The organism is Hoeflea sp. BAL378 (genome assembly GCF_000759435.1).
In the GTDB taxonomy this organism is placed as follows: Bacteria; Pseudomonadota; Alphaproteobacteria; order Rhizobiales; family Rhizobiaceae; genus Hoeflea.
On the sequence record NZ_JRJG01000093.1, the window covers coordinates 1 to 19,535 of the forward strand.

A 19,535-nucleotide genomic window follows, 5' to 3' on the forward strand; every position below is an offset into this window, starting at 1 on the left:
CCGACGTGCAGGAGCTGCACGCCCAGCGCACCCGCGCGGCGGCGGAACTCGCCGCCGTCGGCGGCGACGACGCCGTGGCGGTGATCGAGCAGCGCCGCCAGACCACCCTCCTCGCCATCGCAGACGGCGCCGCGCGCTATCTCAGGCTGTCGGCCGGCATCCTTGCCATGGAGCAGGCGCTGACGCTCTACCGCGAGCGCCACCGCTCCTCGATGATGGCGCGCGCCTCCGACGCCGTACGCACCATCAGCCGCGGCCGCTACACCGGCCTCGCCTCCCAGCCCGACAAGGGCCGCGAGACGCTGATCGCCATCCAGCAGGACGGCTCCTCCAAACAGGCGGCGGAAATGTCCAAGGGCGCCCGCTTCCAGCTCTATCTGGCGCTCCGCGTCGCGGGCTTCCACGAATTCGCCGAGACCAGGCCGCCGGTGCCGTTCATCGCCGACGACATCATGGAGACCTTCGACGATTTCCGCGCCGAGGAAACCTTCGGGCTGTTTGCCGGCATGGCCCGCGCCGGCCAGGTGATCTATCTCACCCACCACCGCCACCTCTGCGAGATCGCGCGCACGGTCTGCCCCTCGGTGACGATCCACGAGCTTCAACCCTGATCGCCGACACGCGCGACCGGGTTTTATTGCGATTGCGAACAGGTTTTGCTTGGCAGGCCGGGCCTATGCCGGTATCGAGGCCGCAGTCCGGTTGATCCGCGCACGGGTCAGCCTCGCCGAAGATCGCCCCCGCCGCAGCGCAGGCCCCGATGGGCGGCCCGCCCCTGGAGGCTTCGCCCGAAGATCCACCGTCTCGCCGGACAGGAAGCCGTCATGATCTCGTTCAACAGCTATTCCGCGCAATGGACCGGCAATATCCGCGGCGATATCCTGTCCGGCCTCGTCGTGGCGCTTGCCCTGATCCCGGAGGCAATCGCCTTTTCGATCATCGCCGGCGTCGATCCCAAGGTCGGGCTCTACGCTTCCTTCTCGATCGCCGTGATCACCGCCATCGTCGGCGGCAGGCCGGGCATGATCTCGGCCGCCACCGCCGCGACCGCCGTGCTCATGGTCACCCTCGTCAAGGAGCACGGGCTCGAATACCTGCTCGCCGCCACCGTGCTCGCCGGCCTGATCCAGATCGCCGCGGGCGTTGCCCGGCTCGGCTATGTCATGCGCTTCGTCTCCAAATCGGTGATGACCGGCTTCGTCAATGCGCTGGCGATCCTGATCTTCATGGCGCAACTGCCCGAACTGATCGGCGTACCGGGCCTCACCTATGTGATGGTCGCGGCGGGCCTTGCGATCATCTACCTGTTCCCGCTCATCACCACGGCCATCCCTTCGCCGCTCGTCACCATCGTCGTGCTGACCGCGATCAGCCTGGCCTTCGGCTTCGACATCCGCACCGTGGGCGACATGGGGGCGCTGCCCGACACGCTTCCGGTGTTCCTGCTGCCGCAGATCCCGCTCACGCTTGAGACACTGTGGATCATCCTGCCCTATTCGGTGGCGGTGGCCGCCGTCGGCCTGCTCGAATCGCTGATGACGCAGACGATCGTCGACGATCTCACCGATACGTCGTCGAGCCGCACCATGGAATGCATCGGCCAGGGCGTGGCCAACACGGCCACCGGCTTCATCGGCGGCATGGCCGGCTGCGCCATGATCGGCCAGTCGATCATCAACGTGAAGTCCGGCGGCCGCGGCCGGCTGTCGACCTTCGTGGCGGGGACCATGCTGCTGTTCTTCATCGTCGTGCTCGGCGACTGGGTGGCGCAAATCCCGATGGCGGCCCTGGTGGCGATCATGATCATGGTCTCGATCGGCACCTTCTCCTGGTCCTCGCTCAAGAACCTGCGCACCCATCCGCGCTCCTCCTCGGTGGTGATGCTGGCGACGGTGGCCTTCGTCGTCTTCACCCACAATCTCGCCATCGGCGTGCTGGTCGGCGTGCTGCTCTCGGGCCTGTTCTTCGCCTGGAAGATCGCCCAGCTCTTCGGCGTCCGCTCCACCCTGTCGGCGGACGGCCGCACCCGCACCTACATCGTCGAGGGCCAGCTGTTCTTCGCTTCCGTCGAGGATTTCATGGCGGCCTTCGATTTCCGCGAGGTGCTGGAGAATGTCGTCATCGACGTCTCCCGCGCCCATATCTGGGACATTTCCAGCGTCGCCGCGCTCGACATGGCGGTGCTGAAATTCCGCCGCGACGGCGCCGAAGTCGAGATCATCGGCATGAACGAAGCCTCCGAAACCATCGTCGACCGGCTCGCCTTGCACGACAAGCCGGGCGCGATGGACAAGGTGATGTCACACTAGGGGGTCGCGTCCCTGCCCGGCGCGGATACCCTGGCCAAACGCAAGACGACCTTGCCCGCCATATCGGCGCGCGCTCCGTGGGAGGACACAGCATGACCGGCACACTCCTGGCCCTTGTCGACGGCTCGGCCTACGCCAAGAGCGTCTGCGACCATGCCGCCTGGGCGGCAGTGCGGATGCAGGCCGGCGTCGAGCTCTTGCATGTGCTCGACCGGCCCTCGGCGCGCAACGCCGACCTGTCGGGCACGATCGCGCTCGGCGCCCGCACCGCCCTGCTCGAGCAGTTGGCGACGCTCGACGAGCAGCGCTCGAAGCTGCTGCAACAGAAGGGCCGCGCCATCCTCGACGACGCCCGCGCCATCATCGAGGCCGCCGGCCAGACCGTCGTCGGCGCGCATCTGCGCCAGGGCGACTTCGTCGAGACCGTCATCGCGCAGGAAGGCCCCGCCAGCATGATCATGATCGGCAAGCGCGGCGAGGAAGCCGATGTCGAGAGCCTCAGGCTCGGCGCCCATCTCGAACGCCTCATCCGCGCGAGCCACAAGCCGGTCTTCGTCGCCTCCCGCGCCTTCCGGCCGATCGACAGCGTCATCATCGCCTTTGACGGCGGCGCCTCGAGCCTGCGCCTGGTCGACCACATCGCCCGCAGCCCGCTGTTTGCGGGGCTCGCCATCGACCTCGTCACCGTCGGCCAGAACACCGCCGAGACGGAAAAGGCGCAAGCCAACGCCCGCACCCTCCTCGACGCCGCCGGCCTGAGCGTGCAGACCACCATCCTCCCCGGCGAGCCCGAGGCCGTCCTCGGCCAGCGCGTCGCGCAAAACGGCGCCTGCCTCGTCGCCATGGGCGCCTACGGCCACTCCCGCATCCGCAGCTTCGTGCTGGGCTCGACCACCTCGGACATGCTCAGATCCTGCAAGGCGCCGGTGGTGCTGATGCGGTGATGGGGGTGCCCCCGGCATTACTGCTCTCGTATGGCTTGGTTCTGGTCTGCCTGTTGCCATTGCACATGCTGTACGCCTTGAAGGCGCACAATTGACCTGAGACGCCCCTTTTGCTACATTTGGGACAAGCCGAATGGAGGCGTCCATGCCAAGAGCAGCCGTCGAAGACAACGAACGCATGAGCCTGCGCATCGCGGCAGCCACCAAGTCGAAGCTGCTGCGGGCGGCCCTGTTGCGCAACACCGACCTCACCAGTTTCGTCACGCAATCGGCGCTCAGGGAAGCGGAAGCGGTGATCGCCGAAGCGGAAGCCCTCAAGGTGTCGGAGCAGGACCATCTGCGCATTCTCGCCCTGCTGGAAAACCCGCCGAAGCCCAACGCGAAGCTCCGCGCCGCCATCGCGGCGCTGCCCGACACCCTGTGAGCCTTCCGCCCTGGCATGAGGAAGCAATCCGCAAATCCCATAATCGCGCCTCCTTCGACTGTGGCGATGCCGAAATGAACGTCTTCCTGCAGCGCTTTGCGCGGCAGGGCCACGAACAGAACGCGGCCAAGACCTTCTGCGCCATCGACGATGGAACGCCCGGCCGCATCCTCGGCTTCTACACCATAGCGCCCGCCTCCGTGGCCCATGAAACGGTGCCCGCCTCGATGACCCGGGGCCTCGCGCGCCACGACGTGCCGGGCTTCCGGCTCGCCCGTCTAGCGACGGACCGGAGCGTGGCGGGGCAAGGGCTCGGAGGCCAACTGCTGGCCGCCGCCGCCCTGCGCTGCCTCAGGCTCGCCGGCGAAGGCGGCGGCATTCTCCTGGTGATCGACGCAAAACACGCCCGCGCCGCCACCTCGTACGCCTCCTACGGCGCGGAACCGCTGCGCGACAAGCCCCTGACCCTCGTCATGCCGCTGGCAACCTTTGCGCCGGGGTTGCGGGACAAGGGGTTGCTGTAGGGAAGTCTCAACGTCGAGATAGTTGCCGCCCATGGTCCAACTGACCTGTAATCTTCTGACTTAACGACTGCGAATTTCAACTGTAAGCTTATCCCCAGATGTGATTTCAATTGTCTGTCTTGGAGGGGTACGAGCTTTGCCTTTCTATATTCGCAAATCGGTGTCCGCAGGACCGTTTCGCTTCAATTTTTCGAAATCGGGCGCTGGGGTCTCCGTAGGCGTTCGCGGGCTGCGAATAGGGACTGGCCCGAGAGGGCACTACATTCATGCAGGCGTTGGTGGCCTTTACTACAGATCCTCCATAAGGCGAGCTGGAACGCCTTTGGCTGTGGCAGAAAGAACTCAAGAAATTCCGGCTGAGACTTACGACCCTACCGGGATTGCGATGATCGAAATCGAATCCGGCGACGTCATCCAGATGCGCGATGAAAGCTTTGGCGAGCTACTCGATGAGATCAATCAGAAAAGCGGCCAATTGCGCATGTCCGCCATGTTCTGCTGGACCGGGATAATTATTGGATCAGTGGCCGGTTTTGCATCAGGCAGTGTCGGCCTCATACTGATATTGCTTGCTTTTCCCGGCTTCGTAATTGGGAGGTGGCTCGATTCATATCGCCGCAGTACTGTACTTTATTACGACCTCGAAGGCGATGCTGAGGAAGCCTACAAGCGTTTGATCCAAGGTTTCGATTCACTTCTAAGTTGCGCTGGCAAGTGGCACATTGAGGCGGGTGGCGCCGTTACCAATTTGACGGCTTGGAAGCGCAACGCAGGCGCTTCGCACCTCGTTAAGAAGAACGCGACAAACCTCTCCTATCTATTGCCGTCCGTCATCAAGAGTAACGTCACGCCGCCTGCGCTTGGTGTAGGCAAACAGACATTATTCTTCATGCCGGATATCGTACTCATTCAGGACGGAGCAAAATTTGGCGCTGTGCCATACGGCGAACTCACGCTCCGCTGGCAGGATTCGTACTTCATCGAAGATGGCCGGGTGCCAAGCGATGCTCGCGTAGTCGACCACACCTGGAAGCATCCCAATAAAAGCGGTGGCCCGGACAAGCGCTTCCGGGACAACAGGCAAATTCCGATCTGCCTTTATGAATCCATCCACTTTCAGAGCAAGAACGGCATCAACGAACTCGTGGAATTCTCGCAGACAGGCAATGCCTCGGTTTTTGCTGACGGCTGCAACCGTCTCGCCGGCCTTCCCAAAGCACAGTCCGTCCGCTCGCTAACTTCCGGGCATCAAGTCGAGCCTGTTACCGTCCCTAGGGAGCCTCGCGCACCTGCAAAACGCAGACCGCTTCGGACGTTTATGTACATCGTGCTTGCGATAGTTGTCGGATTGCCTGTACTTGGAGCACTTCTTCCCCAACCTGCCGTAGAGAAAGATACGCCGGCGGTAAAGGAGGACCGAAATTCGGCGGTTGCTATGAAACCTCCCGCTGCGACTGAAATTGCACCTAACGCATCTGAGCAGTTGATCCCGTCCGCCACTTTACCTTCCCAGCACGCTTCAGTGTCGCCGCCAGAATCGAAGGGCACAGACCTAACAGATGCATCAGCGCCACCGACAGGCGCGGCCCCCTTAATCAACGAAACCAGCCCGTTAGACGCCTCAACAGAGGGCAAAGGCACATTGGCTTCAGAGACCAAGCGTTATGCTCGAACGGCCGTTAACCTTCGCGAAGGTCCAAGCACGAAGAACCGGATACTAATGACAGTTCGCGAAGGTGCTTCGGTAAAGATTCTCGGCCAAAACGGCAACTGGAGCCATGTCGAGGTTGGTGCGGGCAAAACGGGTTGGATTTCCAGCGAGTTTCTTAAAAAATGAATAGTCCCGGAACAGCTCCACCCACGTCTAAGCAGCGATCCCCCCCTACTCCCCCGCCACCCGCTGCGTCCGCCAGTGATAAAACACCTTGGCCAGCGCCGCCGAGACGATCCTGGCGTCCACGGTGTCGGAGCGGCTGGTCAGCATGATCGGCACGCGGGCGCCGAGCGCGATGCCGGCGGACGAGGCGCCGGCGAGGTGGATGAGCTGCTTGGCGATCATGTTGCCGCTTTCGAGATTGGGGGTCACGAGAATGTCGGCATAGCCCGCGACATCGGAGACGATGCCCTTGGCGGCCACCGCCGCGGGCGAGATGGCGTTGTCGAAGGCGAGCGGGCCGTCGACCTTGCCGCCCACGATCTGGCCGCGATCGTGCATCTTGCAGATGGCGGCGGCGAGCAGCGTCGAGGGCAATTTGCCGGTCACGGTCTCCACCGCCGAGAGCAGCGCCACCAGCGGGGTTTTGACGCCGACCGCGATGGCGAGGTCGATGGCGTTCTGGACGATGTCCTTCAGCGCCTCGAGATCGGGCGAGATGTTGATCGCCGCGTCGGTCACGAACAGGGTGCGGTTCTGGCCCGGCACGTCGAGCGCGAAGACATGGGTGAGCCGCCGCTCGGTGCGGAGCCCGTTGGTCCGGTCGAGCACGGCTTCGAGCAGCTCGTCTGTGTGCAGCTTGCCCTTCATCAGGGCGCCGGCGCGGCCGTCATGCACCAGCTTGACCGCCGTCTCGGCCGCCGCATGGCTGTGCGGCGCGTCGACGATCTCGAGCCCGGTGAGGTCGATCCCGGCCTCTTCGGCCGCCGCCTCGATCTTGGCCCTGGGCCCGACCAGCAGCGGCACGATCATGCCCTCGTCGCGCGCGGCGATCGCGCCGCCGAGGCTGAGATCGTCGCAGGGGTGGACGATGGCGGTGACCAGCGGGTCGAGCGCGCGGGCCCGCTCCACCAGCGCGCCGAAGCGCACGCCCACCGCCGTCAGCCGCGTCACCGGCATGCGCGCCACATGCTGGCGGATCTTCTTGCGCGAGGCCTTCACCTCGGCCGTGCCCGAGACCACCGTCTCTCCCTCGGCGTTGAGGCAGGCGCAATCGAGCCGGACATGGCCGCTGTCGCGGTCGACCGCGGTCACGGTGACGCGCACGGTGATGCGGTCGCCGATGGCCACCGGGCGATGGAATTTCAGCGTCTGTCCCAGATGCACGGTGCCCGGGCCGGGCAGCCTTGTGGCCAGCACCGCCGAGATCAGCGTGCCCGCCCACATGCCGTGGGCGATGCCCTGCTGCAGCTCGAGCCCGTCCTCCTCGACATCGCCGACCGCGGCCGGATTGACGTCGGCCGAGACGGTCGCGAACAGGATCATGTCCTGCCGTGTGAGCACCCGTTCGATATGGGCGTGCTCGCCGACGGCGATCTCGTCCACGGTGCGATTCTCTATCAGATCCATAAAAATCCCCGAAAAATGTCCCGCCGCGCGGCCCTGCCCGCCCGGTCGCGGCGGCTGACCGACCGGCGCATGGCCGCGGTTCGCCGCACTGCAGCGAACTTGCCCCAGCGCACCGCCAGATACAAGCCGGAAGCGCGGACAAGCGTCCCTGTCGCGCCGCGGGCTGCGGGAATTGGCCGCAGCCCGTCCCCTGCCCATCGCCGACGGCACAGCAAAGCAAAAAAAGACCTGCCAGCACGGAGGAACTGGCAGGTCAGCCTCAGGCGTCCGGGCGGAAGGGACGCTCAGGCTATGTCGTCGGGACCGGGGGCGCGCTTGCTGCCGGTGATCATCGCCCGGGCGAGGTTCTCGCCATGCTCGAGGCTCGCGAGGATGACGCCGCCCAGGTGCAGGCCGATCAGGCCCAGCGCCGCATAGGCCGTGGCCTCGTGCAGCTCCTCGACCCATTCCATGCCCCAATAGGCGTCGAGCGTCATCATCCAGCCGGTGAGCGAGATCGCCGAGATGGCGAGCAGCAGCGCGATCACCATCAGCCCGCCGGCCGGATTGTGGCCGAGATAGCGCCGCGCCTTCATCCGCAGCGTGTCGGCCAAGAACCCCGCCACGGTGGAGGGCCCGTAGAGAAAATCCGCAAACCGCGCATGCCGCGATCCGACAAAGCCCCAGAGCAGCCGCACCGCGATCAGCCCGGCGATCACATAGCCCGCCAGCTCATGCGGCTGCTGCCACTCGTCGCCGGTGAGAAAGGCGAAGGCGAACAGGCCCGCGAGCGACCAGTGGAAGATCCTGACCAGCGGGTCCCACACCCGGACGGTCGCCGGCGACGCACGCTCGCCGGTTTGCGTCATGGTCTTGGCGATCTCCATCAGCCGCCGTCCTTCACCCTCAGCACCTCGCCGGTGCCGGGATGGAAATAGACCTCGACGCGCTTGCCCTTGGCGTCGATCGCATAGGCTTCCAGGCAGCCGTCCTCGGCCTTGATGGAACGCACCTCGTAGCCCAGGCCCTTGGCCTTCTCGGTAATCTGGGCATCGCTCATCCACTGGTCGCGCGGCAGGTCGGGGCAGGATGAGCTGCTCGCAAAGGCCGTGGCGGGCGCGACGAGGGCCGCAAGCGCGGCGGCGATCAGCATTGTCTTCATGGTGTGTCTCCTTTGAAAATGTGCGGCCGAGGCCATCGGCCATCGACCCCGCTCTTTTCGCAGAGCCTGGATGACAAGCCGCTGAGCAGGCCTGTCACCGTTTTGTCATTTTTGACCCGGCATGATGCCGCCATGAAACGCTCCCTGCTGATCCTGCTGCTGCTCGCCGCCATCCCCCCCGCCTGGGCGGACCGGAAGGACGACCATCACGACCGCGCCCGGCTCGACGAAGCCCTCGCGCGCGGCGAGGTCCTGCACCTGTCGGAGATCCTCAAGAAGGTCGGCCCGCGGATCGAGGGCCGCATCCTCGAGATCGAGTTCGAATATTCCCGGCGCAGGCCGATCTACGAGATCTATGTGCTCACGCCCGACGGCCGCCGCATGGAATACGAGATCGACGCCCGCACCGCCGACATCCTCAGGCTCGAAGACGAAGATTGAGCATGCGCATCCTCCTCGCAGAAGACGACGACCGGATCCGCAAGGATGTCGCCACCGCGCTCACCGCCGCGGGCTATGTCGTCGACAGCCAGACCAATGGCGAGGAGGCCTGGTTCCTGGGCGACACCGAGTCCTATGCGGCGGCGATCCTCGATCTCGGCCTGCCGGGCATGGACGGCCTGACGGTGCTCAAGCGCTGGCGGGCCGACGGACGCGTCTTTCCGGTGCTGGTGCTGACCGCCCGCGGCGCCTGGACCGAGCGGGTCGAGGGCATCGACGCCGGCGCCGACGATTACCTCCCCAAGCCGTTCCGCATGGAGGAACTGGTGGCGCGGCTGCGCGCCATCATCCGCCGCTCCGGCGGCCTCGCCAATCCGGTGGTCACCGTCGGCGAGGCCGAACTCGACACAAGGCAGATGCGGCTCAGCATCCGCGGCGTCCCGGTCACCCTGTCGCCCCAGGAATACCGGCTTGTCGCCTATCTGATGCTCAACAAGGGCCGCGTGGTGCCGCAGCAGGAACTCTCCGAGCACCTGCAATCCGTCCATTTCGAGCGCGAATCCAACGCCGTCGAGGTGCTGGTCGGCCGCGTCAGGCGCAAGCTGCCGATCGCGCTGATCAACACCCGCCGCGGCTTCGGCTATGTCGTCGACGATGCGGTCCCCTCGTCATGAGGCCCGCCCGCTCCCTGCGCTTCCGGCTGTTCGCCTATGCCGCCATCGTGGTGGCGGCGGCGCTTCTGGTGACTGGATTCAGCCTCTCGGCGCTGTTTTCGCGCCATCTCGAGCGTCTCGTCGGCCAGGAGCTCGACACCCATCTCAACCAGCTCACCGGCGGCCTGCGCCTGGACGAAGCCTCGGTGCTGTCGCTCGACCGCGAGCCCGTGGATCCGAGATTCCAGGCGATCTTCGGCGGGCTCTACTGGCAGGTCAACGACGAGACCGCCGGCACGCAGCTCAAGTCGCGCTCGCTTTGGGACACCGGCCTGGTCGCCCCGGACGACCGGCCGCAGCCGGGCGAAACCCATGTCCACGACATCGCCGGACCGCAGGGCTCGAGCCTGCTGCTCCACGAGATCGTGGCGCTGCTCACGGCGCCGGACGGCGATCACCGCCTGCGCATCGCCGTCGCCATCGACCGCGCCGAGATCACCGCACTCGCCGCCGGCTTCTCGAAGGACCTGGCGCCGGTGCTGGCGATCCTTGGCGCGGTGCTGCTCGCCGGCTTCCTGCTGCAGATCGGCGAGGGCCTGAAGCCGGTGCATCGCGTTCTCGCCGGCGTCAGCGCCATCCGCACCGGAGACAGCCGGCGGCTCGAATCGGAAGGTGTGCCGCGGGAAGTGGCGCCGCTGGTCGAGGAGGTCAACGCCCTCCTCGATGCGCAGGAGCAGGCCATCAAACGGGCGCGCGACCGCGCCGCCAATCTCGCCCACGGGCTCAAGACCCCGCTGACCGCGCTGGCCGCCGACATCGAGCGGCTGCGCGCCAAGGGCGACGCCGAGATCGCCGACGACATCGCCGAGCTGACCCAGCGGATGCGCCGGCACATCCAGCGCGAACTCGCCCGCGCCCGGCTGCGCCATGGCCGCAGCCACGACCGGACGCCGCTGAGGCCTGTCGTGGACGGCATCCTCAGGGCGCTCAAGCGCACCCCGGCGGGCGAGAACCTCGATTTCCAGTGCGACATCGCCGCGCAGGTCACGGTTCCCATCGATCCCGACGATCTCAACGAACTCATCGGCAATCTCGCCGAGAACGCGGTCCGCTTCGCCCGCAGCCGCGTCAGCGTCAGCACCGAACCGACGCCCGGCGCGATCCTGATCCGCATCGGCGACGACGGTCCCGGCCTCGACCCGGCCGGCCTCACCAGCGCCGCGCGGCCCGGCGAGCGACTGGACCAGTCCGAACTCGGCGCCGGCCTCGGCCTGGCGATCTCGGGCGACATCGTCGATTCCTTCGGCGGCCAGATCGATCTCATCCCCTCGCCGCTGGGCGGCCTCGAAGCCCGGATCACCATTCCCCTCGCTTCCCCGTCCGGCTGACGCCGCCCGGAAGCGCAACCCAAGACACCCCCGAACTTACCAGGACATCCCCATGAAACTCTCCCGGCCCGCTGTCGGCAGCGTCACCTTAAGCCTCCTTGTCTCCGCCTGGATCATCCTCGTCCTCAACTCGGAGTTCTGGAGCAAGACCGGCATCGCCTTTGGCGACCACCGGACGGCCCTGATCGCCTTCTCGATCGGCATCTCCGCGCTGCTGACCGCGCTCTGCATCTCCGTGAGCGTGAAATACATCATCAAGCCCATCTTCATCCTGGCCATTGCCGCCGCCGCCGCTTCGTCCTGGTTCATGACAAAGTTCGGCGTCATCATCGACACCGACATGATCGGCAATGCGGTGCAGACGACGCCCGCGGAGGCCGGGCACCTGATGACGCCGGCATTTTTCCGCCACATGCTGCTGTTTGCGGCGCTGCCCGCGCTGGCGATCGCCCTTGTGCGGATCCGCCACCGGACCTTCGGCGCCAAGGTGAAGTGGAACCTCGCCGTCATCATGCCGCTGCTCCTGCTCGCGCTGGGGATGGCTTTCTGGCAGTACCCGGCGATCGCCTCGACCATGCGCAACAACCGCATCGTCATCAAGACGCTCAATCCGGTCTCGCCGGCCATCAGCCTGGTCAAATATGTGATCCGCAAGGGCAGGGAAACGACCATCGTCACCATGCCGCTCGACCCGGAAGCCAGGCCCGGCGCGCTGGCGAGCCATGCCGGAAAGCCGGTCGTGACCATCATCGTCGCCGGCGAAACCGCCCGCGCCCAGGATTTCTCCCTTGGCGGCTACCGGCGCAAGACCAATCCCGAGCTCGAGAAGCGCGACGTCGTCTATTTCCGCAACACATCCTCCTGCGGCACCGCCACCGAGGTTTCCATTCCCTGCATGTTCTCGCTGCTCGGCCGCTCGAACTACAGCCGCGAGGCGGGACTGGCGCAGGAGAACCTTCTCGATGTGCTCTCCCATGCCGGCGTCGACGTGTCCTGGTGGGAAAACAACACCGGCGACAAGTCGGTGGCGAGCCGGGTCAGGATGCGCAATTTCTCGGCGGAGAACGATCCGCGCTACTGTGTGAACTCGGAGTGTCACGACCAGGTCCTGGTCGATGCGCTCGGCCCCTGGCTCGACGGGGTGAAGGGCAACGCCACGCTGGTGCTGCACCAGTTGGGAAGCCACGGCCCCGCCTATTACCAGCGCTATTCCGAGGCAGAGCGGCTGTTCAAGCCCGACTGCCGCACCGAGGAATTCGCCGCCTGCACAAGCGAGGAAATCGTCAACGCCTATGACAACACCATTGTCGCCACCGACCACATGCTGGCGCAGATCATCGACATGCTCGCCGCCCGCTCAGACCGCCTCGCGGCCTCGCTGGTCTACATGTCGGACCACGGCGAATCACTGGGCGAGAAGGGCCTCTATCTGCATGGCATGCCCTATCTGTTCGCCCCCAGCGAACAGACCCATGTGCCGTTCCTGGTGTGGGTGTCGGAGAGCTACTCCAGCATTTTCGGCGTGACCTCCGCATGCCTGAAAGCCCAAGCCGATGCGGACGTGTCCCAGGACAATCTGTTTCACACGGTGCTGGGGCTGATGGACATCGAGGCCGCCCATTACAAGCCGGCGCTTGACGTCACGGCCGAGTGCCGGAAACAGGTGGTGATGAGCAGCTTCGTCCCCGACGCACAAAAAAAGGCGCCGGGAAATCCCGGCGCCCTTGATGCTGCGGCCAATTGAATGGCCCTGGCCGACTAGCGGTAGGTCGGCGAACCGTCCTTGTCGGCGCGGTCATAGATCACGCGGTCGTTGGACGCGCCGTTGATCGATGCGGTCGGCGTGTAGTCGATGCCGCCCACCGGTTCGGCGAAGGTGGGCGAGCCATCCTTGCCGGCGCGGTCGTAGCTGACCAGGTCGTTCGACGTGCCGGTGGCGGTCGCACCGACATAGCCGGTGGCCGACGGCACGGTGTAGGCGTCGAGCGCGGTCGAGTCGGCAAAGGCGCCGGTGGAGGCAGCGAGGGTCAGGCCGAGGGCGATAAGAAGCTTGTTCATGGAATTAGTCCTTTGGGTTTCGCGTCATGTCTTGGGAGGATCACGCGGGGGGTCTTGAATTCGGTTGGCGTCCCGGGGCGGACCATAAGCCCGCTCCGGTGAAGCCGTCGGGTTGCCTAGCGGTAGCTCGGCGAACCGTCCTTGTCGGCGCGGTCATAGACAACCCGGTCGTTGGAGACGCCGATCGAGGCGGTCGACGTGTAGTCGATGCCGGCGGTCGGTGCGGCGAAGCTCGGCGAACCGTCCATGCCGGCGCGGTCGTAGCTGACCAGATCGTTGGAGGTTCCGGTGGCGAGCGGTGCGGCATAGCCGGTGGACGCAGGCAAGGTAACGGCGTCGAGCGCGGTCGAGTCGGCGAAGGCGCCGGTGGAGGCAGCGAGGGTCAGGCCGAGGGCGATAAGAAGCTTGTTCATGGTGTAATCTCCGTCTTGGTGTTGTTTCGTGTTCAAATCCTGAGCGGGGCGGCGGGGCGCTGGGAGGCGCTGATCACCGTGTCCGATGACCAACAGATGGGCCCCCGAATCTTCAATTGCCAACCACACTTTTGTGAGAACGCGTGCTGAAACTTTCCCTTGAAATCCGCGTAGCGGATTCTTACCGATCCGCTATATTCATGATTTTCAATGACTTACGGGATCGCAATAACTTGGGCTAAGTTTGGATGCTTAGCCGACTGTGCACACCATGGTATCTGCAGCGTTCACAAATCGAATGCCTAATCGTTCATCCGGCGCAGGATTTTTCGGCCGAGGCATCGAAACCAGTCACGAATCCGCTGCGCGGCGAAGCGGATCGGTGGCTTGCCGTGCTCCATCCGAGCCGGCTCAGTCGAGCGTGCGGCGGAACCGCGCCAGCGCCAGCAGCATGAAGGCCACCACGAAGATCAGCAGCGCCGCGAGCGGCGAGGCCACGCCCTCGAGGTCTGCGCCCTTGAGCATGACCGCGCGGATGATCCTCAGGAAATGCGTGAGCGGAAAGATCTCGCCCAGCGCCTGCGCCCATCCGGGCATGCCCCGGTAGGGGAACATGAATCCCGACAGCAGGAGCGACGGCAGGAAGAAGAAGAAGGTGAGCTGCATCGCCTGCATCTGCGTCCGCGCCAGCGTCGAGAAGGCGTAGCCGAGCAGCACCAGCGCCAGCACGAACACGAGAATGCTCGCGAGCAGCAGCGTGAGCGAGCCCACGAACGGCACGCCGAACAGGAATTTCGCCGCCGCCAGCACCACCACCACCTGCACCCCGCCCACCACCAGGAACGGCAGCACCTTGCCGAGCATGATCTCGAGCGGGCTCACGGGCATGGCGAGCAGGTTCTCCATGGTGCCGCGTTCGGTCTCCCGCGTCAGCGCCATCGAGGTCATCATCACCATGGTGAGCTGCAGGATGACGCCGAGCAGGCCCGGCACGATGTTGTACTGGGTCACGCCCTCGGGATTGTAGAGCCGGTGCACCACGACCTCGAGCGCGGCGGTCGATTGCCTTGCTGCCAGCGCCTCGGCCGATTGCTCGCGCAGCAGCGCCTGCGCCGCCACGGTGCCGAGCGTCGAGATCGCGCCCGAGGCCACCGAGGGATCGGTGGCGTCGGCCTCGATCAGGATCTGCGGATGGTCGCCGCGCTCGACGCGCCGGGCGAAATCGGAGGGAATCGTCACCACGAAGGAGACCGCGCCCGACTGGATCAGCCGGTTCGCCTCCTCCGCGCTCGCCACCACATGGTCGAAGCGGTAATAGCCGGTGTTCTCCATCGCCGAGACCATGGCGCGGGTGTAATGGTCCTGGCTGGCGGTCACCAGCGCCGCCGGCAGGCCCTTGGGATCGTTGTTGATGGCGAAGCCGAACAGCACGAGCTGCATCAGCGGCACGCCCAGCATCATCGCGAAGGTGATGCGGTCGCGCCGCATCTGGATGCCTTCCTTGATGATGATGGCCATCAGCCGGCGGAACGAGAACAGCGCGCTCATGCCATGTTGTCCGTCGATTTGCCCATGAACTGGATGAACACGTCCTCGAGGCTGGTGGAGCCCTCGCGGCAATGGACGCCGGTCTCCCCGGCCACCTGTTCCACCGCCCGCTTCAGCGCCTCCCGGTCGTGGCCGACCACATGCAAGCTCAGCCCGAACGGCGCCACCTGGTCGACGCCGTCCATGCCGAGCAGCTTCTGTGCGGCCGCGGCGGTGTCGCCGCCGTCGAGGATGAAGGTGGTCAGCGCCGCGTCGCGGATCACCTCCGGCACGGTGCCGGAGGCCAGGAGCTTGCCATAGGAGATATAGTGGATGCGGTGGCAGCGCTCCGCCTCGTCCATGTAGTGGGTGGAGACGAGCACCGTGAGCCCGGACCGGGCGCGCAGATGGATCTCGTCCCAGAACTCCCGCCGCGCCTTCGGGTCGACGCCCGCCGTGGGCTCGTCGAGCAGCAGAAGTTTCGGCTTGTGCATGATGCAGGCGGCCAGCGCCAGCCGCTGTTTCCAGCCGCCCGACAGGGTGCCCGCGAGCTGCTTCCGGCGCGAGAACAGCCCCAGATCCTCCAGCGTGTCGCGCACCACGGCGCCGACGGGCGCGAGATCGTAGAGACGGGCGACGAAATAGAGGTTCTCCTCGATCGACAGGTCCTCGTAGAACGAGAACTTCTGCGTCATGTAGCCGACTTCACGCTTGATCCTGAGCCCGTCGGTGCGGATGTCGTGCCCCAGCACCCGCCCCTCGCCGCCGTCCGGCGTGAGCAGCCCGCACATCACCCGGATGGTGGTGGTCTTGCCGGAGCCGTTGGGGCCGAGAAAGCCGGAGATCTCGCCTTCGGCGACCTGCATCGACACATGGTCGACCACGGTCTTGTCGCCGAACCGCTTGACCAGCCCGCTGACCTCGATGGCGTTCATCGGCCGCTGTCCGCAAGATCGACATCGACGATCTGTCCCGGCGCCAGCGCCCAGGCGCCGTCGTCCGGCCGCGCCTCGATGAGATAGACCAGCTTCTGCCGGTTCTCGAGCGAGTAGATCACCGGCGGGGTGAATTCCGGATCGGCCGAGATGTAGCTCACGGTGGCGCGCATCCCCTCGCCGCATCCGTCGCAATGCACCGCGAGATGCGCGCCGACGCTCAGCGACGCCAGCGCCGGTTCGGGCACGTAGAGCTTGAGCTTGATCGCGCCGTCGGGCAGCACCGAGAGCACCGGCGCCTGGGGACCTGCCACCTCGCCGGCGTTGCGGATGATGTCGGAGACGACGCCCGCCTGCGGGATCGACAGGGACCGTTTGGCAAGCCGCCATTCCGCCGAATCGAGAACCGCGCGCGCCTGATCCACACCCGCCTGCGCCGCACCGATCTCGTCGGCGCGCGCGGGCAGCCTGGCCACGGCCAGGTTGGCTTCGAGTTCGGCGACCTTGGCCCGGGCCAGCTCCGCGCTGGTGGAGGCGGCGTCGAAGGTCGCCTGCGTGGAGATACCCTGCGACAGCAGGTCCTTCTGCCGCTGCATCACCCTTCTGGCCTCCGCCGCCTGGGCCTCGGCGGAGCCGAGCGCGGCCTCGATGCTGGCGATCTCCTCCGGCCGGCGTCCCTGCTTGAGATTGGCGAGCTGGCTTTCGGCCTGCGCCAGGGCCGCCTCGGCCTGGGCCACGGCGATCTCGGCGTCGCGGCGCTCGAGCCGCCCCAGCGGCTGGTGGGCGGCCACACGATCGCCGCGGCGGACCGCGAGATCGACGATCTGCGCGGTCTCGATCGGCGCCACCAGCACATACTCGCCCTCGACATAGCCGACCGCCAGCGGGGCTGGGCCGCCGCACGCGGAAAACAGCCCGGCAAGCACGGGAATCGAACAGAGCAGCGACATCATGATGCAGGCCTCCGGTTGGTGGCGATGAAAGCGCGGATATTGCCCAGGATGACCGTCTTGATCCGCGCGATCTCCGCAGGTCCGGCGGTCTCCCACTCCATGCGGCGGGCGACGATGGTGTGACCGATGCGGAAATAGACGACCTGACCCGCGATGCTGAAGGTGCCAAGGCGGATCAGGTCGCTTTCCGGATCCTGGCCCGTGGCCAGACCCAGAAGCAGGCAAAGCTTGCGATGCACGGGCAGGATGAAATCGGCATAGACCTTGTCGAAGACCGTGCCGGCAATGCCCATTTCCCGCACCATGAAACCGGCGATGTCGCGCGCCTCGGCCTGGCCGAGCATGAATTCGGTCACGCCCATGATCACCAGTTCGAACGCCTCCTGCGCGCGGGCCGGGTCGCCACCGGGATCCATCGAAGCGAGCACCGGGCCGACGACGCCCTCGATGCGGCCCGCCACCATCTCGGCGCAGGCGAGCCGCAGCCCTTCCTTGCCGCCGAAATGATAGGCGATGGAGGCGATGTTGGCGCCCGCCGCCGCGGCGATCTCGCGGGTCGAGGTGGCGTCGTATCCCTTCGAGCCGAACAGCCGGATCGCGGCCGATATCAGCGCCGCACGGGTCAGGTCGCCGGCTTTCTCGGGAGCTTGTGGGATGGATGGGGGTAAGGCCAAAGCTGCGCGTCCGCCTGTTGATGTTGGCGGCATCATAGCAGGTAGAAGAATTTAATCAATCGATTGATTATATGACGCGGCAGTCGAGACGGTCAGCCAGCCGCGCCGCACACGCGGCGAGCGGACGACCGGTTGGAAATCTGGAAAACAGCGATGGCCCCGCAACGCCGGCCCGCCTAGCGGCGGATGTTGCGCATCATAAGCCGTGCATAGAGCCGGGGAGACAGCCGTGAGATGAACCAGCCAAGGGTGGCCACCCGCCCCACCGGGATGAAGCTCCTGCCGCGGCGCCAGCCCTTGAGAATGATTTCGGCGGCGCGGTCCGGGCTCATCTCGTCGAAGCCGTCCGAGGCCGCGCCCGGCCTGCCGATTCCGTCCGCGCCGGCGTCGAGCCGCCCCGGATTGGTGGCGACGAAGGAAGGCGCGGCGATCGCCACCCGCACGCCATGCCCGGCCTCTTCCGAGGCAAGCGAGGAGAAGAAGCCGTTGAGCGCGTGCTTGCTCGCGGCATAGGCGGTGCGCTTGTAGAGCGGCGAAAAGCCCGCCACCGAGGAGATCGCCAGATGCGTTCCCCTGCCCGCCCTGACCGCCTCCAGCAGGCCAGCCGCCATCCTGACCGAGCCGAAATGATTGATCTCCATCACCCGCTTCTGCGAGGCGAGCGTGGTTTCGTTGAACAGCCCGATCTGGGTGACGCCGGCATTGTGGATGACCAGATCGATGGCCGGATGCCGTGTCGTGAGATCAGCGCACAGGCTGGCGACGGCGGCGTCATCGGTGAGGTCGCAGGCGATCCGTTCGGCCCGCATCAGCGGCGACGGCAGGGCCTTGAGCGCGGCCGGCAGGTCGATAAGCACCACATGCCAGCCCTCCCCCAGAAGCCGCGTGGCAAAAGCCTGGCCCAGGCCGCCTGCGCCGCCGGTGATCACCGCCACGCCGCTCACAGGCCTGCAGCCTTCTTCCACAGATCGAAGGTTTCGGCGCTGGTCAGTTCCGGCCGGTAGCCGAACACGGTCTTGAGCGCGGTGTTGTCGAGCACCGGCCGGTATTGCAGGAACCGCACCTGCTCCGGCCCGTAGCGCGTGAGCCCCAGAGGCCGGGCGATGCCGAGCGCCGCCTTGAGCGCCCAGGCGGGCAGCGCCATCACCGGCTTGCCCAGCGCTTTCGCGAGATCATCGACGGTCAGCGCGCCGTCGCCGCAGACATTGAAGATGCCGGCCGGCCCCTCGCCCGCCGCGCGGACCAGGATGCGCGCCAGGTCGCGGGTCCAGATGAACACGAACGGGCTGTCCGATCCCCTGACCGCGATCAGCCGCGGCCGGTGGAACAGCTCGGTGATCTGGTTCTCGAGCCCCGCTCCGAGCACGGTGCCGACCCTGAGCACCACCTGCTCGAGTTGCGGAGACTCCGCGCGCGCCCGCGCCAGCATGTCCTCAACCTGGCGCTTGTGGTCGGAATAGGGAAATTCGGGGTTGCCCCGCACCGGGTCGCTCTCTTTGAGCGGCACCGGATTGTCGGCATGATAGCCATAGGCCGCGCCCGAGGACGTGACCACCAGCCGCCTGACGCCATGGGCCACCGCCGCGCCGAGAACATTGCGTGTGCCCTGCACGTCGACCGCATGGGCGAACTCCCGCGTCATCGTGCGCGAGGGCGAGACGATCGAGGCCAGATGGATGATGACTTCGGGCCTGAACGCCGCCACCACGCGGGCCGCGTCGCCACCGCGCACGTCGAGCTTCTCGTAGCGCATGCCCGGCGGCAGCGACGCCGGCTCCCGCACGTCGGTGGCGAGCACGTCGCAACCGGTTGCCGCCAGCTCGGCGAGCAGCACCTGGGCGACCGCGCCGGCGGCGCCGGTGACGAGG

At 66.1% G+C, this 19,535-nt stretch carries 20 protein-coding genes and 2 pseudogenes; 11 read left to right on the plus strand and 11 right to left on the minus strand.

Translation table 11 applies throughout. The annotated features are described in order from the left end of the window. From LL06_RS27710 to LL06_RS26500, 7 genes and pseudogenes are all read left to right on the plus strand, one after another. Nucleotides 1–611: pseudogene (locus tag LL06_RS27710) on the plus strand (hypothetical protein); the annotation flags it as partial. 213 nt (nt 612–824) lie between these two features. Then, nucleotides 825–2,309 carry a SulP family inorganic anion transporter gene (locus LL06_RS18230; protein WP_035530110.1) on the plus strand — a complete coding sequence of 495 codons (1,485 nt, stop codon included), beginning with the start codon at nt 825–827 and terminating at the stop codon, nt 2,307–2,309. 92 nt (nt 2,310–2,401) lie between these two features. Further along, nucleotides 2,402–3,253 (plus strand): universal stress protein, encoded by an 852-nt coding sequence (locus LL06_RS18235; protein ID WP_035530112.1) that lies wholly within the window; start codon nt 2,402–2,404, stop codon nt 3,251–3,253. Nucleotides 3,254–3,398: 145 nt separating this feature from the next. Beyond that, on the plus strand, nt 3,399–3,677 hold the full coding sequence (locus LL06_RS18240; protein WP_035530138.1) for a DUF1778 domain-containing protein: 279 nt from the start codon (nt 3,399–3,401) through the stop codon (nt 3,675–3,677). Further along, on the plus strand, nt 3,674–4,201 hold the full coding sequence (locus LL06_RS18245) for a hypothetical protein (RefSeq protein WP_035530113.1): 528 nt from the start codon (nt 3,674–3,676) through the stop codon (nt 4,199–4,201). The genes LL06_RS18240 and LL06_RS18245 overlap by 4 nt, the downstream gene beginning before the upstream one ends. Nucleotides 4,202–4,301: 100 nt before the next feature. After that, nucleotides 4,302–4,484, plus strand: a pseudogene (locus LL06_RS28435) (DUF4236 domain-containing protein); the annotation flags it as partial. Nucleotides 4,485–4,586: 102 nt separating this feature from the next. Continuing rightward, nucleotides 4,587–6,038: an SH3 domain-containing protein gene (locus tag LL06_RS26500; protein WP_052161709.1), complete on the plus strand. Its 1,452-nt coding sequence runs from the start codon at nt 4,587–4,589 to the stop codon at nt 6,036–6,038. Nucleotides 6,039–6,083: 45 nt separating this feature from the next. On the opposite strand, the gene LL06_RS18255 is transcribed toward LL06_RS26500, so the two are convergent. The 3 genes from LL06_RS18255 to LL06_RS18265 form a co-directional block, all read right to left on the minus strand. Continuing rightward, nucleotides 6,084–7,484, minus strand: a complete 1,401-nt coding sequence (locus LL06_RS18255) for a bifunctional enoyl-CoA hydratase/phosphate acetyltransferase (protein ID WP_052161710.1) — start codon at nt 7,482–7,484, stop codon at nt 6,084–6,086. 284 nt (nt 7,485–7,768) lie between these two features. Next, entirely contained in the window at nt 7,769–8,350 is a 582-nt protein-coding gene (locus LL06_RS18260; RefSeq protein WP_052161711.1) for a cytochrome b/b6 domain-containing protein, read from the minus strand. Next, the gene (locus tag LL06_RS18265; protein ID WP_035530115.1) at nt 8,350–8,625 is read right to left on the minus strand and encodes a PepSY domain-containing protein; all 276 of its coding nucleotides are present in this window, start codon (nt 8,623–8,625) and stop codon (nt 8,350–8,352) included. Before LL06_RS18265 ends, LL06_RS18260 begins: the two co-directional genes overlap by 1 nt. Before the next feature lie 132 nt (nt 8,626–8,757). On the opposite strand from LL06_RS18265, the gene LL06_RS18270 reads away from it, so the two are divergent. From LL06_RS18270 to LL06_RS18285, 4 genes are read left to right on the plus strand one after another with little or no spacing between them, the layout of a single operon-like run. Further along, nucleotides 8,758–9,066: a PepSY domain-containing protein gene (locus LL06_RS18270; RefSeq protein WP_035530117.1), complete on the plus strand. Its 309-nt coding sequence runs from the start codon at nt 8,758–8,760 to the stop codon at nt 9,064–9,066. 2 nt (nt 9,067–9,068) lie between these two features. Next, the gene (locus LL06_RS18275) at nt 9,069–9,740 is read left to right on the plus strand and encodes a response regulator transcription factor (protein WP_035530119.1); all 672 of its coding nucleotides are present in this window, start codon (nt 9,069–9,071) and stop codon (nt 9,738–9,740) included. After that, nucleotides 9,737–11,107 (plus strand): HAMP domain-containing sensor histidine kinase, encoded by a 1,371-nt coding sequence (locus tag LL06_RS18280; RefSeq protein ID WP_035530122.1) that lies wholly within the window; start codon nt 9,737–9,739, stop codon nt 11,105–11,107. The genes LL06_RS18275 and LL06_RS18280 overlap by 4 nt, the downstream gene beginning before the upstream one ends. A gap of 52 nt (nt 11,108–11,159) precedes the next feature. Then, nucleotides 11,160–12,851: a phosphoethanolamine--lipid A transferase gene (locus tag LL06_RS18285; protein WP_081964059.1), complete on the plus strand. Its 1,692-nt coding sequence runs from the start codon at nt 11,160–11,162 to the stop codon at nt 12,849–12,851. A 14-nt stretch (nt 12,852–12,865) separates the two neighbouring features. Here LL06_RS18285 and LL06_RS18290 read toward each other — a convergent pair whose 3' ends face one another. The 8 genes from LL06_RS18290 to LL06_RS18325 form a co-directional block, all read right to left on the minus strand. Further along, the gene (locus tag LL06_RS18290; protein ID WP_035530124.1) at nt 12,866–13,165 is read right to left on the minus strand and encodes a hypothetical protein; all 300 of its coding nucleotides are present in this window, start codon (nt 13,163–13,165) and stop codon (nt 12,866–12,868) included. A gap of 116 nt (nt 13,166–13,281) precedes the next feature. Beyond that, on the minus strand, nt 13,282–13,578 hold the full coding sequence (locus LL06_RS18295) for a hypothetical protein (protein ID WP_035530127.1): 297 nt from the start codon (nt 13,576–13,578) through the stop codon (nt 13,282–13,284). Between the two features lie 411 nt (nt 13,579–13,989). Then, the gene (locus LL06_RS18300) at nt 13,990–15,126 is read right to left on the minus strand and encodes an ABC transporter permease (RefSeq protein WP_035530129.1); all 1,137 of its coding nucleotides are present in this window, start codon (nt 15,124–15,126) and stop codon (nt 13,990–13,992) included. Beyond that, on the minus strand, nt 15,123–16,040 hold the full coding sequence (locus tag LL06_RS18305) for an ABC transporter ATP-binding protein (protein ID WP_035530132.1): 918 nt from the start codon (nt 16,038–16,040) through the stop codon (nt 15,123–15,125). The genes LL06_RS18300 and LL06_RS18305 overlap by 4 nt, the downstream gene beginning before the upstream one ends. Continuing rightward, nucleotides 16,037–16,990 carry an HlyD family efflux transporter periplasmic adaptor subunit gene (locus LL06_RS18310; RefSeq protein WP_035530148.1) on the minus strand — a complete coding sequence of 318 codons (954 nt, stop codon included), beginning with the start codon at nt 16,988–16,990 and terminating at the stop codon, nt 16,037–16,039. Before LL06_RS18310 ends, LL06_RS18305 begins: the two co-directional genes overlap by 4 nt. Beyond that, complete coding sequence (locus LL06_RS18315) at nt 16,990–17,667, minus strand: CerR family C-terminal domain-containing protein (protein ID WP_035530134.1); 678 nt, start codon at nt 17,665–17,667, stop codon at nt 16,990–16,992. Before LL06_RS18315 ends, LL06_RS18310 begins: the two co-directional genes overlap by 1 nt. Nucleotides 17,668–17,843: 176 nt before the next feature. After that, nucleotides 17,844–18,611: an SDR family NAD(P)-dependent oxidoreductase gene (locus tag LL06_RS18320; protein WP_201772358.1), complete on the minus strand. Its 768-nt coding sequence runs from the start codon at nt 18,609–18,611 to the stop codon at nt 17,844–17,846. Continuing rightward, nucleotides 18,608–19,535 (minus strand): SDR family oxidoreductase (locus LL06_RS18325; protein ID WP_035530136.1); only part of this gene is annotated, 928 nt, incomplete at its 5' end. The genes LL06_RS18325 and LL06_RS18320, both read right to left, overlap by 4 nt.

Excerpts from the sequence above, each read along its gene's own strand:
- LL06_RS18230 (WP_035530110.1), top strand. The coding sequence starts at position 825 with ATGATCTCGTTCAACAGCTATTCCGCGCAATGGACCGGCAATATCCGC.
- LL06_RS18235 (WP_035530112.1), top strand. The coding sequence starts at position 2,402 with ATGACCGGCACACTCCTGGCCCTTGTCGACGGCTCGGCCTACGCCAAG.
- LL06_RS18240 (WP_035530138.1), top strand. The coding sequence starts at position 3,399 with ATGCCAAGAGCAGCCGTCGAAGACAACGAACGCATGAGCCTGCGCATC.
- LL06_RS26500 (WP_052161709.1), top strand. The coding sequence starts at position 4,587 with ATGATCGAAATCGAATCCGGCGACGTCATCCAGATGCGCGATGAAAGC.
- LL06_RS18255 (WP_052161710.1), bottom strand. The coding sequence starts at position 7,484 with ATGGATCTGATAGAGAATCGCACCGTGGACGAGATCGCCGTCGGCGAG.
- LL06_RS18260 (WP_052161711.1), bottom strand. The coding sequence starts at position 8,350 with ATGGAGATCGCCAAGACCATGACGCAAACCGGCGAGCGTGCGTCGCCG.
- LL06_RS18265 (WP_035530115.1), bottom strand. The coding sequence starts at position 8,625 with ATGAAGACAATGCTGATCGCCGCCGCGCTTGCGGCCCTCGTCGCGCCC.
- LL06_RS18270 (WP_035530117.1), top strand. The coding sequence starts at position 8,758 with ATGAAACGCTCCCTGCTGATCCTGCTGCTGCTCGCCGCCATCCCCCCC.
- LL06_RS18275 (WP_035530119.1), top strand. The coding sequence starts at position 9,069 with ATGCGCATCCTCCTCGCAGAAGACGACGACCGGATCCGCAAGGATGTC.
- LL06_RS18280 (WP_035530122.1), top strand. The coding sequence starts at position 9,737 with ATGAGGCCCGCCCGCTCCCTGCGCTTCCGGCTGTTCGCCTATGCCGCC.
- LL06_RS18285 (WP_081964059.1), top strand. The coding sequence starts at position 11,160 with ATGAAACTCTCCCGGCCCGCTGTCGGCAGCGTCACCTTAAGCCTCCTT.
- LL06_RS18290 (WP_035530124.1), bottom strand. The coding sequence starts at position 13,165 with ATGAACAAGCTTCTTATCGCCCTCGGCCTGACCCTCGCTGCCTCCACC.
- LL06_RS18295 (WP_035530127.1), bottom strand. The coding sequence starts at position 13,578 with ATGAACAAGCTTCTTATCGCCCTCGGCCTGACCCTCGCTGCCTCCACC.
- LL06_RS18300 (WP_035530129.1), bottom strand. The coding sequence starts at position 15,126 with ATGAGCGCGCTGTTCTCGTTCCGCCGGCTGATGGCCATCATCATCAAG.
- LL06_RS18305 (WP_035530132.1), bottom strand. The coding sequence starts at position 16,040 with ATGAACGCCATCGAGGTCAGCGGGCTGGTCAAGCGGTTCGGCGACAAG.
- LL06_RS18310 (WP_035530148.1), bottom strand. The coding sequence starts at position 16,990 with ATGTCGCTGCTCTGTTCGATTCCCGTGCTTGCCGGGCTGTTTTCCGCG.